Origin of the sequence: Nocardioides flavus (ex Wang et al. 2016), assembly GCF_014653115.1 — a bacterium.
Taxonomy (GTDB): domain Bacteria; phylum Actinomycetota; class Actinomycetes; order Propionibacteriales; family Nocardioidaceae; genus Nocardioides; species Nocardioides flavus.
In genome coordinates, this window is the sequence record NZ_BNAD01000003.1 from 1 (window position 1) to 15,592 (window position 15,592).

A 15,592-nucleotide genomic window follows, 5' to 3' on the forward strand; every position below is an offset into this window, starting at 1 on the left:
GGGGAGCGGTCATCGTGATGGTCCTCGAGGATTCGGTAGAAGGTTGACTCGAAGGATCACGCGGTGGCCGCGCCTACGTCCGACGTACACGCCGGTGACGATCTCGGCGACCGCGCTACACCACTATCGGGGACTCAACTCCTCCGACGTAGGCCCCGAGCCATGTCCGGCGCCCTCCAGGGCCGCATCTTCAGCGAACCTTCACACGACGGCCGACGTCACCTTCACCCTGCGGCGCCACTGTGGAACTGGACCCACAGAACCCGCGGTCCAACCAGGAGTGGAGGACACCATGACTACCCGTTGGAGCACCAACATCACCCCCGCCGAACGAGCGGCTCGCATCCTTATCGGTGGCCTCGGCGCCGTGGCCGGCATCGTCTTGTTGGCCGGAGCCACCTCAACCCTGGCCGTAGTGCTCGAGCTCCTGCTCGTGGTGGCCGGTCTGGACCTGGTCGTCACCGGGGCGCTCGGGCACTGCCCGCTCTACGCCAAGCTGGGTCACGTGCCCGCCTCCTTGAAGGGAAGCGCCTCATGAGCACCCCGAACGGCATGGGACACGACCACGGCCGCAGCCCGAAGGACTGGATCTACCCGACCGAGACCATGCCCCCGACACAGACCCACGATGCCGGCCACGGGCAGGACACCGAGAAGGCCGGTCACGGCGGGCACGGTGGCCACGGGCTGATGATGATGATCTGCTGCATCCCGATGCTGGTCATCGCCGGGCTCCTGGTCGCCACGGGTGTGGCCGGGTCCGGGATCATCGTCACCGCTCTGCTGTGCACCGCCATGATGGCCGCGATGATGTTCGCGATGCCGGGCGGACACGGCGGTCACGGACAGAAGTAGGGCATAGCGCCGAGCCTGTGCTCGGTCGAGGGATGTGAGCCGACATGAGCGGCCGCAGCAAGGCATCGGTCCCGGTGACACGCCGCCTGCTCTCCGCACATCCTGTGCGCACCGCGGCCGGCGCCGCCGGGATCGGCCTCGCCCTGATGCTGATGCTGCTGCTGGCCGGGCTCTGGGTGGGCGTTCAGGACCGCGTCACGACGTACGACGACCACCTCGGCGCGGACCTGGTGGTGGTCCCGGCCGGCACCCGCAACCTGTTCGCCGACCCCGGGGTCCTGCCAGCGCCCGCCATCGACGAGATCGCAGGGACACCAGGGGTCACGGCTGCCGCGCCGCTTCGCACGATGTACCAGATCCTCGAGCTACCGCACGGGAAGGCCGCCGTCGCCGCGGTGGCCTACGACCCCGCCACCGACCTCGGTGGCCCGTGGGCCTTCACCGAAGGCAGGGCACCGGCGTCCGCCGACGAGGTCGCGGTCGACTCGCTGTGGGCCGACCAGCACGGCTTTGCGATCGGAGACCGGCTCCCGATCCTGGGCCACCCGATGCGGGTGGTCGGCCTGACCGACGACACGGCCCTGTTCATGACCCCGTTGCTGTTCACCACCACCTCGGGGATGGACCAGATGCTCCGGGCCACGGGCACCACCGGCGCCGTGCTGGTCACCACGTCAGATCCCGCGGGCGTCAGTCAGCGGCTGCGCGATGCCGGATTCACCGTCCGCACGCCGGCTCAGCTGCGCGCGGCGTCGCTGCAGCTGGCCACCGACATCTACGGCTCGCCGGTGCGCCTCATGGTCGGGGTGGCCTTCGCGGCCGGCACGCTGATCGTCGCGCTGGTGGCCTACACGCGTGTCACCGAGCAGCAGCGCGACCTCGGTGTCCTCAAGGCCCTGGGTGCCACCCCGCGACGTTTGCGGCGGATCGCTATTGCCGAGACGGCGGCCCTGACCCTGCTCGGCACCCTCGCCGCCGTCGTGCTGCTGGTCATCACGCGAGAGCTCCTCGCATGGTGGCGGCCCGCGTTCCCGGTCCTGCTGACCCCGGGCACGATCGTGCAGACCGCTGCCGCGGCTGCGGCGATGGCGCTCCTGGCGGCGTGGCTGCCGGCACGCCGACTCAACCGGCTCGATGCCGCCACTGCGTTCCGGAGCGGACGATGATCACCGCCACGCCGTCGACGGCGCCGAGGTCCGGCTTCGGGCTGGGAACAGCCGTGTCGCCCATCGTGCCCGTGGGACGGCGCTTCCTGTTCGCCGACCGGCGCCGCGCCTCGCTGACCGTGCTCGGCGTGGCCGCGTCCCTGATGCTCGTCCTCATCCTGGACGGCATCTTCGCCGGCGCCGTCGACCGGGTCACCTACTACATCCGCACCTCGCCGGCCGACGTGTTCGTCTCCCAGGCAGGGGTCCGCACCATGCACATGTCCGCCTCCACGCTGCCCGCCGACACCCCGGCCCGGGTTGAGCAGGTGCCAGGTGTCACCTGGGCCGCGCCGATCGCGTTCGCCTCCGGGTCAGTGGCGGGACCACGCGGCCGACAGCTGTCCTACCTGTTCGGCTACGACACCAGCACCGGCCGGGGCGGGCCGACCCGCCTGGTGGCCGGGCGCGCGCCGGGCGTCGGCGAAGCGGTCCTCGACGAGCAGGCCGCGGACCGGCTCGGCATCGGTGTGGGCGACCGCTTCATGGTCATGGGCATGCCGGTCCGCGCCGCCGGCTTCTCCACCGGCGGCAGCAGCATCACCAACACCACCATCTTCGTCGACCTCACTGAGTTCGCCCGGATCCACGACGACCGGGTCTCGTACGTGCTGGCCGGCCTCGATGACGGGGCCGATCCCGAGACGGTCGCCGACGCGATCCAGGCCGAGGCTGCCGGGGTGGAGGCACAGACGACAGAGGAGTTCGCCGACTCCGAAGCACGCGTCGTGACCGACATGAGCGCGGACCTGCTCCGGCTGATGTCGACCATCGGACTGGTCATCGCACTGGCCGTCATCGCGCTGGGCCTGATGACGGCCACCTTGACCAGGCTGCGTGACTTCGCGGTCCTCAAGGCCCTCGGGGCCCGCACCCCTCGCCTTGCCGGGGCAGTAGCCATGCAGGTGCTGCTGACCGTCGTTCTCGCCACCACCGTCGCCACCACCGCCGTGCTGGCGCTCGCGTGGCTGCTGCCGCTGGCCGCACCGGCCGTCCAGATCTCCATCACCGCCGCAGCCGTCCTCCAGACCGCCACCACCGCCCTGCTCGTCGGCATGCTCGCCGCGCTGTGGCCCCTTCGCCGCATCGCCAGCCTCGACGCCGCAACCGGCTTCCGGGAGACACGATGACCACCAACACCCACAGCAGTGCCGTTCCGGTTCCTGCCCCGGCTGCCCCCTCCCCCGACGACCCCAACGGCAATCGGAACGGAGCACCCGCAGTGCGTGTCTTGACCGTCCGAGGACTCACGAAGACCTACGGCACCGGTGACACCGCCGTCGACGCCGTCCGCGCGGTCGACCTCGACGTGGCCGCCGGTGAAGTCCTTCTCGTGATGGGCCCGTCCGGCTCGGGCAAGACCACCCTGCTCCTGATGCTCGGCGCACTGCTGCGACCCACAGCCGGATCCATCACGGTCACGGGCCGTGAAGGACGCGACGTCGACATCGCGAAAGCGCCCGAGAAGCAGCTCCCCGCCCTGCGATCTCGCACCTTCGGGTTCATCTTCCAGGACTACGCGCTCCTGGACGCCCTCACCGCCACCGAGAACATCGCCGTCGCCGCCAACCTGGCCGGCACCACGGGTCCCCACGCACATCAGCGCGCCACCGAGCTGCTCAACCGGGTGGGTCTGGGCCACCGCGTCGCCGCGCGACCCTCGCAGATGTCCGGCGGCGAGCAACAGCGGGTCGCCGTGGCGCGTGCCCTCGCCAACGACCCACCCGTCCTGCTCGCCGACGAACCCACCGCCAACCTCGACGCCTCTCGCGGCCGAGACCTCGCCCGCCTGTTGCGCCATCTCGCCGACGAGGACCGCCGTTCGATCATTATCGTGAGCCACGACGACCGGCTCCGCGAGATCGCCGACCGTGTCCTCTGGCTCGAAGACGGGCGGTTCCGTCAGGTCGCAGCCCTCGCCATCGACCCGGTGTGCCGCATGCAGGTCGAACCGTCCGGGCCACACGCCAGCTGGCGCGGCGACGACTGGTGGTTCTGCTCCGATGCGTGCCGCCACGAGTTCCTGACCCAGCCCGAACGGTTCGCCGGAGTTCCGCCGCCCGGGTGATCCACGTTCAGGGGCTCGGGCTTCGCTCAACGTGAGCTGAGCTGTGCGCGGAACCGGAATGAATCGCGCCGAGTGTCGACCCCGCCACCGGGGAATCCTGCGGCACGCAGCCGCCCCGGCAACCTTTCCCTGTCCACGGGGGTGTACGTGTCCCCAAGGTGCACCAATGCAAACAACGGCCCACCTCGGCTGTCCGACCCGGCGAACACGCCACCCGGCCGCAGGACACGGGCGGCCTCGGCGTACAGGCGATCCTGTGCGGCGGACGAGGGCAGGTGGTGCAGCATCGTGAAGCACACCACCGCGTCGAACGATCCGGCCCCGAACGGCAACGCCGTCGCGTCGCCGTGGTGCACCTCCACTCCGGGACTCCTCTGCGCGAGCGCCGCGGCGGCGCTCGCGTCGTACTCCACACAGGTCAACGACCCCACGCGTGGTAGCAGCCAATCCGTCGTCAGCCCGGGGCCGGGCCCCAGTTCCAGGACGGTCGCCGCCTCGAGCGCGACCCCTTCCAGCGCCCATGGCAGCACGTCGTCGACGTGGGCGCGCCAGATCCGGGACCGGCAGCAGACGCGATGAGCGAGGTTCACCGTCGAGTCCCCTTCCGGATGCAAGGTGGCGTGCGGCCATCAGACCATGCCGGGACCGGTCCGGCTCGAAGGCGAGCCATGTGTCCGCCTGCGCGGGTGCTCCTTCATCGGTTCTTCACCGAAATCCATGGCATTCCCTCCGGGTTGGGCAACAAGGGTGTCGGCACGCCCCCTCCAGCAGGGGCCCCAGCACTCCGCCGAAAGGTTCACCATGAGCACCACGCCAGGCACAGGCAGCGATACGTCGCATCACCAGCGGTCACATGACGAGCAAGAGCGGAGCCGGCGCATGCGCCGCGGTCTTCTTGCTGCTGGGTCCCTCGCCATCCTCGTCACCGCCGGCGCCCTGGTCCTGGTCAACCGTGACAACAACGACGGCTCAAACGCCGCCGGTCGCAGCGTGACGGCTGCCGCCTCCCACCGCGGCATGGTCGACGGCACCGTCTGGATCGCCAACGAGGGCGGCGGCTCCCTCACGGCGATCGATGCCGCCACCAATCAGGTCACGACGACCGTGTCGGGGGTCGAGGGGCCGCACAACGTGCAGGTGTCCGCTGACAGCTCCTCGGTATGGACGGTCAGCGGACATGACGGCTACGCCGCCATGGTCACCGCCGACAGCCTGGACCTCCACGGGGTGGTCCGCACCGGGGCCGCCCCAGCCCACGTCGTGGTCTCCCCCAACGGCGCCACCGCCTACACCACCAACGGCGGCGACGACACCGTCACTGTCATCGACACGACGACCATGAAGCGCGTCGACACCATCAAGGTGGGACGAAGCCCCCACGGCCTGCGCCCCAGCCCGGACGGACGCTGGGTCGTCGTGGCGAACGTCGCCGACACCACGCTCAGCGTCATCGACACCCGGACCAACCGCTCAGTGGCCGATGTCGAAGTCGGAAAGGCGCCCGCGCAGGTCGCCTTCTCCCCCGACGGGCGATTCGTCTACGCCTCGCTCAACGGCGAGGACGCCGTCGCCAAGGTGGACATCGCCACACGCAAGCTCGTCGACACCGTCAAGGTCGGCGACGGCCCCATCCAGACCTACGTCAGCCCCGACAACCGCTACCTGCTGGCCGCGAACCAAGGCACCGAAGACGCACCGGGCACCACCGTCTCAGTCATCGACACCAAGACATTCACCGTCATCGAGACCGTCGAGACCGGGCAGGGAGCGCACGGCATCGTCGTCGACCCCTCGAGCCGGCACGCCTACGTCACCAACATCTACGGAGACGACGTCGCCGTCCTAGATCTCAGAGAACTCAAGGTCGTGGCCCGAATCGCCGTCGGAGACAAGCCCAACGGCGTGAGCTTCTCCACCTTCGCGACGGACGATGGCCCCGACAGCGTCACGCTCGACCTCCCCGACACCGCCGGGATGACCGAGGACGACATGGAGGACGGGCACGACGACGAGCGCCACGACGGCGGCCACTGACCATCAAGAGTGGCCCCGACCATTGCCCCACCCCCCCACGGCGTTCGCAGACTCGACATATCGCGCCCACCGACAGGCGGCGCACTGGGTGTGGGTACGACGATCGTCGAGGCCAATGGTGCTGCGTCGCGACGCGACGAGGCTCCGAAGAGCAGAATGCACATGGGACGGACTCAAGCGAAGACGCTGACCTCTGGCGAAACTGGCGGCTTCACTGGGATGCCTCTTACTATCTGGCATAGTACTTACCCATGCATGCTCGTCTGCCGGCTTACTCGTCCGAGTCCTACACGGTTCGCTGGATGACGTCCTCCGACCTGGGGTTCGTCGCCCAGGAGCATCTGCGGAACTTCCCCGACGGGTTCTTCGCCCGGCTTGGACTCCGGTTCCTGTGCGCCTACTACCGCTCGTTCCTCGGCAGCCCCCATGCGCGAGCCTTCGTCGTGACCGATAGCGGCGGACGGCCGCAGGGCTATCTCGTGGGCATGACCGCGCCGCCCCAGCACCGCGAACTGGTGCTGCGCGAACACCGGCTGCGCCTCGCCGCTCTGGGTGGCACGGCTCTCGTGCTGCATCCGACACTCCTGCTCGAGTTCGCGCAGCGTCGGGCCCGCCGCTACTGGAAGAAGATGTGGGCGTCCGCCAAGGGTGCAACCGACCTCCTTCCTGACAAGAAGAGCGTGGCCCCGGGCAGCACGCAGCGCTCGGGGGTTCTGGCCCACGTCGCCGTAGGCAGCGCCCACCGCTGTCGGGGACTGGGCGATGCGCTGGTTCGACGGTTCCTCGAGGAGGCAATATCGGCTGATTGCGACCACGTACTCCTGGTCACGCAATCGGGCGGCCCCGCAGCGCGGTTCTACGAGCAGCGGCTCTGGACGCCAGTGAACGAGAAGGTGACCGTGGACGGGCACAAGTTGACGACATACAGCTACCCGACGACGCTGCCCGAATGCGCCCCCAGCAGTCGCCTGGCGAACGCCGGGCGCGACCGCGACCGTGCCAGTCGTCCTGAAGGGGCATCCTCCGGATGACCAGGACCTTCAGGCTCACGGCCGCGACTAGCAGACTATGGACCGCGCGGTCACTAGGGTGCATGACCTTCGGCGTCCTGGCGTTGGCCGTGGTCACGCTCGGCGCCTGTAGCGCAGGCGAGGAGGCGAGCCAGCAGGGCCGGCCCAGGCCTGAGTCAGATGCCACAGCGTTGGGCCTCGGGGAAGGCCGCTCCTCTCAGTCTGACGCCGACACAGTCGTCACCAAGATTCCGCACAGTCAATGGCGGCGGATCGTCGCGGCTGGTATGTCTCGTCGCGGATGCCCACTGACTCGTCGCGACCTGAGGCGGGTGGAGGTGAACCATCACCGCTTCGATGGGACGGTGGGTCGAGGGACATTGGTGGTGCACCGGGACGTCGCAAGATCGGTTGCAGACATCTTCACCCGCCTGTACGAAGCAGAGTTCCCCATCAGAAAGATGCGGCCAGTCGAGTCCTACGGGGGTGATGCCAACGCCAGCCTTGCGGACGACAACACCTCCGCCTACAACTGCCGGCGGGCGGACCAGATCAACGCACCCGCGATGAAATCGCCGCACGCGAATGGGCGCGCCATCGACATCAACCCACGGGAGAACCCGTGGAGGGACCTGCGGTGCAACTGTTGGTTCCCGACTGCCGAGACCGCACCGCGCGAACCGGGGCAGGGCGTCATCCTCAAGGGCGGCCTCGTATGGCGCCTCTTCACCCGTCGGGGGTGGGTGTGGCAGAACATCGACGTCCCGGATTACATGCACTTTGACACCGGCTACCCCTCAGGCCCCTACCGCGAACCGGATGGGGTGAACCGCTGACGCCTTGATGACCCGAGCAGCAGGCGAAAAAGTCATGCCTTCGACCTGTTCGAGAGTCGCCGGGCCCGAGAGCGCCGACCGCCGAGCCACTTCGCCCGGCGATGTGTGGCGCCGTCACACCTTCTTCGCGTTGACGATGATCCGCGTGCGGTAGACCCCGGTGGTGTTGTTGCGGTTTCCGCACGTGATGAGGACCAGGCGGGGCCTGCCCCTGTCAGAGAAGAGTCCACGGACTTCGGTGCGGGACAACTGCGTCACCCGCCGCACCCTGGTCACCTGGAACCCGACCTCTCCGACGTGCAGGCGGTCCCCAGGACGGAGCTGCCCCAAGCGGTCGAAGACCCCTGCTCCCCTGGACCATGTGTGCCCGGCCAGCACGGCGCTGCCAGGCTGCCCGGCGACGACTCCGCGCCGCCATCGGTAGACCGACCGTACGCTCGTGCCGACAGCCAGCTCGCCGGCACGGTTGGTGCCGACAGGGATGCTGCCAGCGTCGACGCCGATGGCTGGAATCACGAGGCGCCTGCCCGCCGAGGTCGTCACCCCTGAGGCTTCGAGGTCGGCGGCAACGACGCCGGACGCCGGTGCTGTGGGTGGCGCCGCCGGCGCCTGGGTCCCGGACGCGATCGTCAAGGCGACGACCAGCGTCGTAGCCACGGCCGCTGCCTCAGCGCGCATGATGTCCCCCTAGTGGTCGACTGTGCTGGCCGCCTGAGCGTACGTCCAGTGTCGCCAACGTCATTCGGCTTGATGGATTCCTCGGAGAACTCGTAGGCAAGGCTTCTGTGGTGCGGATGTGCATTCATCGCGCTCGAGAGCAAGCCGTGACCGCACGACGACGCCCTTCCCGGATGCAGCCAGAGGGTTCTGTCACCGGGTGGGAACCCGGTCACGCTGTCCTGCTGGCGGTCAGTGCTGCGAGCGCCGTCGTCAGTGGGACGGCCGCGATCAGCCCCAGGGTCGCGACGACCGTGCGAACGATCTCCTGCGCGATGATCTGATCGGTGACCACTCCGCCGAACGAGTCGCTGTTGGCCACGATGAGGATCAGTAGCGGTAGCGCCGAAGGGACTGCTGCACGGATAGGTGACAGTTGTTGTCACGCAGCCTGAGTGGCTGGCGTGGTCATGATGGTCTCGAACTCGATGGGGGTCAATCGGCCCAGGGATTCCTGCCTGCGTCGTCGGTGGTAGGTCCGTTCGATCCAGGTCACGATCGCGAGGCGGAGCTCGTCGCGGGTGGCCCAGGCGCGGCGGTTCAATACGTTCTTCTGCAGCAGGTCGGAGACTCCACTACTGCGGAGTCGGCCTCACTCCGGCGAACCTGGCTCAAGCGAGCGCCTTCCCACGGTCTCAAGTCGCGGCGTCGCAACCGCACACCGTCATTGAGCGTCCTACTGAGACAGCAAAGGGGCGACCCTCTGCGAAACAACGTTGTGCGGCCGAGCGCGCGCCTTGTTCGCGTGCCCGCGCCTCTCAGTGTCTGTTCGGTGCCAACGACGGCGCCTGTGAAGGGAAATACTGAGGTTACGAAAGGACTTGAGGAGACCTTGACCGAACCTCGAGAAAGGCTCCACTATTCGCGTACGTGATCTGCGTTGGCGTAGGTGGATCGGGGGAGCAGCGCTTTGATGAACCATTCGATCGCGCCAGGCCCGGGGCAAGAACCCCGTGGGTCGGGTGGCGGAGGCAGGCGACGTCGCATGCTGATCGTCGGGACTCTCATGACTAACGGATTGGTGGCCGCAGGCCCCCGGTTACGCGGACGAGTGGGGGTACCAAGACGGCGACACGGGCGCTCATCCTGACGAGAACCCGCATACCTACTGCTACTCCAGCACGGTGGGTGGTGACCTACAAGAGAACATCGTCGCGGCAGAGAACAACGCCCTTCGAGACGAGACGCAGGCGACGGTCACCTACGTCAGCGCCTGCAACTGGGACGGCTACCAGGAAACAGATGGCGTGTGGCGGAACGTCGACCTGGCCGGAACTACAACCGGCTCGACTCCGTGTCAGTCATGGGAGAACGGTGTTGTCCAAAGTCAGTGCGACCAGTACTACATCAACCTCGACGGTCCGGAGATCCGGTTGGGTGACAACGACGAGATCGACGAGACGCAGACTGCGTGTCACGAACTGGGGCACGCAGTGGGCCTCACGCACGGTGGCGACGACTGCACCATCTCCACCGGTCAGACTCCACCAACAGAACTCAAGTACCGGCGCTTTGGCTCTCACCACAAGGATCACATCAATGGCTGGTTCTAGAAGCAAGAAGGCAATCCTGCTCGGCGCACTGACTGTTTCGCTTGCATTGTCTGGGTGTGCAACTGAGCCCGAAGCAGAGTCGGCAGCGGCACCTCGAGCGCAAGCGCAGGAGAAGCTGGTCGAGAACTTGCGTGCTGGAATCTCGTTCGAGTACGTGCCCTTCGCGACTCCGGCAGAAGCAGAACGCGATGCAGACGTTGTGTTTGCTGGGCGCGTCCGTTCGATCGAGCCGGCGTTGATGAACAACGAAGTCGGACAGGAAGGCACAGCTCTGTTGGAGTTGGTGCCCACGAACGTGTGGAAGTCTCGAGCTCCGGGACGGGCGGAAGCCGAACCCGTGCGAGTGCTGTTGTACCGGGCCCGCAACGCGCCGATCGAGCCGTATCGGGAGGCTCTGCCGGAGGGCACCCAGATAGTCGTCTTCGGATACCTTCGCGAGGGCATCGACTTCGACGGAGACATCCCCGACGGCAGTGCCTACGAGTTGGCTCCACAGAGTCTTCACCTTCCAGTCGGCAACCAACTCGTCAACGTCTGGGGCGCCGATTCCGGCGGCGAATGGCCCGGCGTCGACTCCGTTGCGGACTTCGACCAGGCCTTGGGACAGTCAAAGAAGCCGTGATCGGTGGCCCGCCCGTCGTCGCGCCAGCGTGACGGCGGGCGGGCGGCGGCGGTTGCGACCGGCATGACCGCCGAGGGCGAGGAGGCATCATCGGTCTCGATGTCGGCGACAGCGAGGTCCGGGTTCGGGTGGTGACTCGACCAGCAATCTCGGCTGGTCGGAGCGCTGCGACGCTTCTTCCAGGGCATCGCGCATCACCGTCCGCGTACGCCCCTGCCACCCGTGTGAGATGACGAGCTCAGCTCATCGGGGGCCCCTGGCCGCCCAACTTCACGGCCGGTCCCACGCGCGGATGGGCTCGCGGAGCGACCCGGTGGCGGATCCGGTTGTGGTCACGCTGCGTGACGATGGGCTCGCGGAGCGACCCGGTGCGGGATCCGCTTGCGGGACTCCTTCTCACCTGTCGAGATGCAAGAATGATTGACGACGGCCCCGCGTGCAACCGTGTCGGATCTCTGCGCCCGGCCCGAGCCCGTCAAGGTAGCCATCTTCCGGATCCAGCCGAGGAGCGGTCGATTCGACGCTAGTCACTTAGACCCATCCACAGTCGGCGTTGACGCGCTGGATGGCGAGCTGGGCGCCTGGAACGGCTAATCAGGTCGCAGGACTCCCACAGCCGCCGCAAGAAGACCAAGACGGTCCTCAAGATGATGTTTGACGCCGCGGTCATCGACGACGCGCTCCCAGCCAACCCGGTCTCCTCCACATCACGGCTTCGAGGCCAGAAGAAGGACGTCCAAGCGCTCTCGGTGGAGGACCTCAACGCCGTCCGCTCTGCCGTGGACTCCTGGATGACCAAGAAGCGGCCCGGTCCAAAGCCGAACCAGGACATGCCCGACATCATTGACCTGCTACTCGCCACGGGCTGCCGGATCGGAGAAGTACTCGCCATCCGATGGACGGACATCGACTTGAGTGCGACGCCACCGACCGTGTCAATCAGCGGCACGATCAAGACGGAGACGGGAAAGGGCACCTACCGCAAGCCCAAGCCGAAGTCCGACTCTTCGAAGCGCACCATCGCCCTGCCGCCGTTCGCAGTCGATGTTCTGATAAGGCGACGTGTCGAGCAACGACCGAATCACTACAACGCCGTCTTCGCCACCCGAAACGGCACATGGCACCAAGTCGGCAACATCGAGCGGCGGTGGCGCACGATCCGAGCAGACACAGGCTTCGACTGGGTGACGCCACACACCTTCCGCAAGACCGTCGCGACCTTGATCGACCGCCTAGTCGACTCGGACACCGCGGCCCGCGTTCTCGGCCACTCGTCAGACGCGATCACCGAGGAGTTCTACATCGAGAAGGACAGGACGACACCCGACGTGACGCACATCCTTCAGTCCTTCGCCGGCAAAGCCACGACGACCAAATCGGACGTCTGACGTCGCCCAGGCGGCCGCCTCGAGCGCCAGCCTGGCCCCAACCACGGGACCACAATGGGCTGCCAACGCGGAGGTTTCCGGGACATAAACGCGGCACAAGGCTATGTGGCTCAAGAAACCAAGTGGCCCCCGAACTGCGTTTCCGCAGGTCAGGGGCCACTTTCTTGTAGCGGGGGCAGGATTTGAACCTGCGACCTCTGGGTTATGAGCCCAGCGAGCTACCGAGCTGCTCCACCCCGCGTCGGTGAACAGAACATTACAGGGGGTGGTGGGCAGGGCCCAAATCGGGGTCGGGTGGCGATGGTCACTGGCCGAGCTGGCGCACCGCCTGCTCGACGAGCTCGCGTCCCTCCTCCATCAGCTGCGCCCATCGGACGGTGTCGCCGGCCTGCTGTGCCTCGTCGGCCTCGGCGAACTTCGCCTCGGCCTCGCGCAGCAGCTCGTCGACGGTCGCCTCGCCCCCCGGGCCCTCGCCCGGGGTGTTGGTCGGCTCCTCCGTCGGCTCCTGGGTCGGCTCCTCCGTGGGCGTCTCGGTCGGCTCCTCGGTCGGCTCCTCACCGGACCCGTCGGTCGACGCGTCGGAGGTCAGGGCGTCCTCGATCGCGCCCACCAACGTGGTGCCGATGCCGACACGGTTCTGGTAGGAGACGAGGACGAACCGCAGGATGGGGAAGTTCGACTCACCGGCGCGGCGGGTGTAGACCGGCTGGACGTACATGAACTCGTTGCCGATCGGCAGGGTGAGCAGGTTGCCCGGCACCCGGTCGGCGTCACCGGTCGTGTAGGGCAGCAGCGCCTGGCTGACGTCCTCATTGGTCGCGAAGGTGTTGGCGATCTGCAGCGGTCCGCCCGTGGGCTCGTTGGGCAGCTGCAGGACCGAGACCTTGCCGTAGTCGGAGCTGGTCGCGTCGCTGTTGACCGCCATGTAGGCCGCGAGGTTGTTCTCCTTGTCGCGCGGCACGTAGACCGAGGTCAGCGACCACGTCTCGCCCTCGCCGGTGTCGGTGAAGAGACGGTACGGCGGCTGCAGGCGGTTGGGGCTCTGCGGGTCGCTCGGCACCTCCCAGCGGCTCGAGCCCTCGAACCACGCCGACGGCGAGGTCTCGTGGTAGCGCTGGAACTGGAAGCGCTGGGCCTTGAACAGGTCCTCCGGGTAGCGCAGGTGCTCCAGCAGCGCCTCGGGGATCTCGGACCTCGGCTGCACGACGTCGGGGAAGACGCCCTTCCACGCCTGGAGGATCGGGTCCTCCTCGTCCCACTCGTAGAGCCGCACCGTGCCGTCGTACGCGTCGACGGTCGCCTTGACCGAGTTGCGCAGGTAGTTGACCTCGTCGGTCGGCAGGGTCTGGAAGCCGGTGTTCTGCTGCAGCGCGTCGTCGGTCATCTCCTCGAGGGACTCACGCTGGGACAGCGGGAACTTGTCGGTCACGGTGTAGCCGTCGAGGACCCACTGGATCTTGCCCTCCACCACGACCGGGTAGGGGTCGGAGTCGACGGTCAGCCACGGCGCGACCTTCTCCACCATCGTGCGCGGGTTGCGGTCGTAGAGGATCTTGGAGTTCTCGTGGACGCGGCTCGACAGGATGAGGTTCGGCTCGCTGAAGCGGACCGCGTAGAGCAGCTGGTTGACGATGTTGCCGATGTCCACCCCGGCCTCGCCGTCGTACGTCGTCGCGATGTCCTCCTCGGTGCGCTCGCCGCGCGGCAGGTCGAACTCCACGGGCTCGCCGTCGGGGTCGAGGCCGACGATGCTGTAGGTCGGGCTCTGCTCGCCGAAGTAGACGCGCGTCTCGTAGCCGTCCTCGCCGGAGACGCGGGTGAGGGTGTCCTCGTCCGCCTCGGCGCCCTCGGCCCACTGGATGCCGGACTGCTGGCGCGAGTCGTCCTCGGGCCGCTGGTTGGCGAAGGCGGCGATGACGCCGTTGCCGTGCGTGTAGGCGGTGTGGAGGTTGGACCAGTTCTGGTCGTTCTCGGCGAGTCCGCTCTGGTCGAGCTCGCGCACGCCCAGCACGACGGCACGGTCCTTGCCGTCGATCTCGTAGCGGTCGACGTCGAGCACGTCGGGCACGGAGTAGTAGGCCCGGACCTGCTGCTGCTGCTCGAAGATCTCGCTGACGATCTGCGGGTCCACCAGGGGGATGCCGGCGGTCACGCCGTCGAGCTCCTCGAGCCCGCCGTCGTTGGGGACCCCGGCTCCGCCGACGTTGCGGACGTCGATCTGGTCGAGCTGGTAGGCCGCACGCGTCGCCTCGATGTTCGCCTCGATGTAGGGGCGCTCCCGGTCCGGGACGTTGGGGTTGACCCGGATGGCCTGGACGACCGACGGCACGATCAGGCCGAGGATGATCGCCGAGAGCGCGAACAGCGCCACGCCCACCGACGGCAGCAGCCAGGTGCGCCGCCAGATGTTGGCGAGGAAGAGGAGCGCGCACACGATCGCGATGCCGGCCAGGATCTCCTTGGCCGGGAGCACCGCCTTGTCATCGGTGTAGCCCATGCCGGTGAAGATCGACCCGGAGTTGGTGACGAGGTCGAAGCGGTCGAGCCAGTAGTCGACGGCCTTGGCGAGCACGAAGATCGCGAGCAGCGCCGACACCTGCACCTGGGCGGCGCTGGTCAGGCGGTCGCCGGGGCGGGCCGAGAGCCGGATCCCGCCGAAGAGGTAGTGCATCACCAGGGACGCGATGAGGCCGACCACGGCGAGCGCCATCACGTAGTCGACGATGTAGTGCCAGAAGGGCAGCTCGAAGACGTAGAAGCCGGCGTCCTTCTCGAAGTACGGGTCGGTCGTCCCGAAGCTCTGCGAGTGCCGCCACAGGGAGTAGCTGCGCCACTGGCCGGACGCGGAGGCACCGGCGAAGAGCCCCATGAGGATCGAGGCGCCGGCGATCACCCAGCCCATCCGCGGCGCGAGCAGCTCGCGGTAGCGGTCCATCCCGTCGTCGGGCATGCCGGGCATGCCCGGCCACAGCACCGGCCGGAACCTGTAGGCCAGCGCCATGGACGTCGCGACCGTGGCGGCCATCAGGCCGGCGAAGACGAGGAACAGCCCGATGCGCGTGAGCAGCAGGGTCGTGAAGACCTCCTGGTAGCCCACCGAGCCGAACCAGAGGCGCTCGGTCCAGAAGGACGCGAACGCGCTGAGGAGCATGAAGGCGACCACGAGGATGATCGCGGTGATGACCAGCGCGCCGGGGCGCCGCGAGGCGACGGCGGGGCGGACACCGCCGGGTCCGCCGGGTCCGCCGGGGCGCTGGGGGCCGCTCGGGCCGTCGGGTCGGTCGAAGGGATTGCTCATGGCCTG

General features: G+C 67.8%; 15 protein-coding genes, 1 tRNA gene and 1 pseudogene. 11 read left to right on the forward strand and 6 right to left on the reverse strand.

All coding sequences use genetic code 11. The annotated features are described in order from the left end of the window. Positions 1-292: 292 nt before the first annotated feature. From IE200_RS06935 to IE200_RS06955, 5 genes are all read left to right on the forward strand, one after another. Positions 293-538 (forward strand): YgaP family membrane protein, encoded by a 246-nt coding sequence (locus IE200_RS06935; RefSeq protein WP_191278685.1) that lies wholly within the window; start codon positions 293-295, stop codon positions 536-538. After that, a complete protein-coding gene (locus IE200_RS06940; RefSeq protein WP_191279096.1) occupies positions 535-855 on the forward strand; it encodes a hypothetical protein in 321 nt (106 codons plus the stop codon). The genes IE200_RS06935 and IE200_RS06940 overlap by 4 nt, the downstream gene beginning before the upstream one ends. A gap of 44 nt (positions 856-899) precedes the next feature. Beyond that, positions 900-2,021, forward strand: a complete 1,122-nt coding sequence (locus IE200_RS06945) for an ABC transporter permease (RefSeq protein ID WP_191278686.1) — start codon at positions 900-902, stop codon at positions 2,019-2,021. Next, positions 2,018-3,190, forward strand: a complete 1,173-nt coding sequence (locus tag IE200_RS06950) for an ABC transporter permease (RefSeq protein WP_191278687.1) — start codon at positions 2,018-2,020, stop codon at positions 3,188-3,190. The genes IE200_RS06945 and IE200_RS06950 overlap by 4 nt, the downstream gene beginning before the upstream one ends. A gap of 92 nt (positions 3,191-3,282) precedes the next feature. Further along, positions 3,283-4,128 carry an ATP-binding cassette domain-containing protein gene (locus IE200_RS06955; protein WP_407940969.1) on the forward strand — a complete coding sequence of 282 codons (846 nt, stop codon included), beginning with the start codon at positions 3,283-3,285 and terminating at the stop codon, positions 4,126-4,128. A 26-nt stretch (positions 4,129-4,154) separates the two neighbouring features. On the opposite strand, the gene IE200_RS06960 is transcribed toward IE200_RS06955, so the two are convergent. Continuing rightward, positions 4,155-4,718 (reverse strand): class I SAM-dependent methyltransferase, encoded by a 564-nt coding sequence (locus tag IE200_RS06960; RefSeq protein WP_191278689.1) that lies wholly within the window; start codon positions 4,716-4,718, stop codon positions 4,155-4,157. Positions 4,719-5,007: 289 nt separating this feature from the next. Between IE200_RS06960 and IE200_RS06965 the strand changes: the two genes are divergently transcribed. The 3 genes from IE200_RS06965 (at position 5,008) to IE200_RS06975 (ending at position 8,008) form a co-directional block, all read left to right on the forward strand. Then, positions 5,008-6,162, forward strand: a complete 1,155-nt coding sequence (locus IE200_RS06965) for a YVTN family beta-propeller repeat protein (protein WP_229856226.1) — start codon at positions 5,008-5,010, stop codon at positions 6,160-6,162. Positions 6,163-6,464: 302 nt separating this feature from the next. Further along, positions 6,465-7,193 (forward strand): GNAT family N-acetyltransferase, encoded by a 729-nt coding sequence (locus IE200_RS06970; protein WP_191278690.1) that lies wholly within the window; start codon positions 6,465-6,467, stop codon positions 7,191-7,193. Positions 7,194-7,255: 62 nt separating this feature from the next. Then, positions 7,256-8,008: a M15 family metallopeptidase gene (locus IE200_RS06975; protein ID WP_191278691.1), complete on the forward strand. Its 753-nt coding sequence runs from the start codon at positions 7,256-7,258 to the stop codon at positions 8,006-8,008. Between the two features lie 114 nt (positions 8,009-8,122). Here IE200_RS06975 and IE200_RS06980 read toward each other — a convergent pair whose 3' ends face one another. The 3 genes and pseudogenes from IE200_RS06980 to IE200_RS20660 form a co-directional block, all read right to left on the reverse strand. Further along, positions 8,123-8,686 carry a class F sortase gene (locus IE200_RS06980; protein WP_191278692.1) on the reverse strand — a complete coding sequence of 188 codons (564 nt, stop codon included), beginning with the start codon at positions 8,684-8,686 and terminating at the stop codon, positions 8,123-8,125. A 211-nt stretch (positions 8,687-8,897) separates the two neighbouring features. Continuing rightward, positions 8,898-9,101: a YibE/F family protein gene (locus IE200_RS06985; RefSeq protein ID WP_191279061.1), complete on the reverse strand. Its 204-nt coding sequence runs from the start codon at positions 9,099-9,101 to the stop codon at positions 8,898-8,900. Positions 9,102-9,107: 6 nt separating this feature from the next. Then, positions 9,108-9,287, reverse strand: a pseudogene (locus IE200_RS20660) (IS3 family transposase); the annotation flags it as partial. A 562-nt stretch (positions 9,288-9,849) separates the two neighbouring features. On the opposite strand from IE200_RS20660, the gene IE200_RS06990 reads away from it, so the two are divergent. The 3 genes from IE200_RS06990 (at position 9,850) to IE200_RS07000 (ending at position 12,288) form a co-directional block, all read left to right on the forward strand. Then, positions 9,850-10,278, forward strand: coding sequence for a hypothetical protein (locus IE200_RS06990; RefSeq protein WP_191278693.1), 429 nt, complete (start codon positions 9,850-9,852; stop codon positions 10,276-10,278). After that, complete coding sequence (locus tag IE200_RS06995; protein WP_191278694.1) at positions 10,265-10,900, forward strand: hypothetical protein; 636 nt, start codon at positions 10,265-10,267, stop codon at positions 10,898-10,900. The genes IE200_RS06990 and IE200_RS06995 overlap by 14 nt, the downstream gene beginning before the upstream one ends. Before the next feature lie 647 nt (positions 10,901-11,547). Next, on the forward strand, positions 11,548-12,288 hold the full coding sequence (locus IE200_RS07000; RefSeq protein ID WP_191278695.1) for a tyrosine-type recombinase/integrase: 741 nt from the start codon (positions 11,548-11,550) through the stop codon (positions 12,286-12,288). 167 nt (positions 12,289-12,455) lie between these two features. Here IE200_RS07000 and IE200_RS07005 read toward each other — a convergent pair. Together IE200_RS07005 and IE200_RS07010 are read right to left on the reverse strand one after the other, a co-directional pair. Continuing rightward, a tRNA-Met gene (locus tag IE200_RS07005) sits at positions 12,456-12,529 on the reverse strand. Positions 12,530-12,592: 63 nt separating this feature from the next. Continuing rightward, positions 12,593-15,586 (reverse strand): UPF0182 family membrane protein, encoded by a 2,994-nt coding sequence (locus IE200_RS07010; RefSeq protein WP_191278696.1) that lies wholly within the window; start codon positions 15,584-15,586, stop codon positions 12,593-12,595. Between the last annotated feature and the right edge of the window lie 6 nt (positions 15,587-15,592).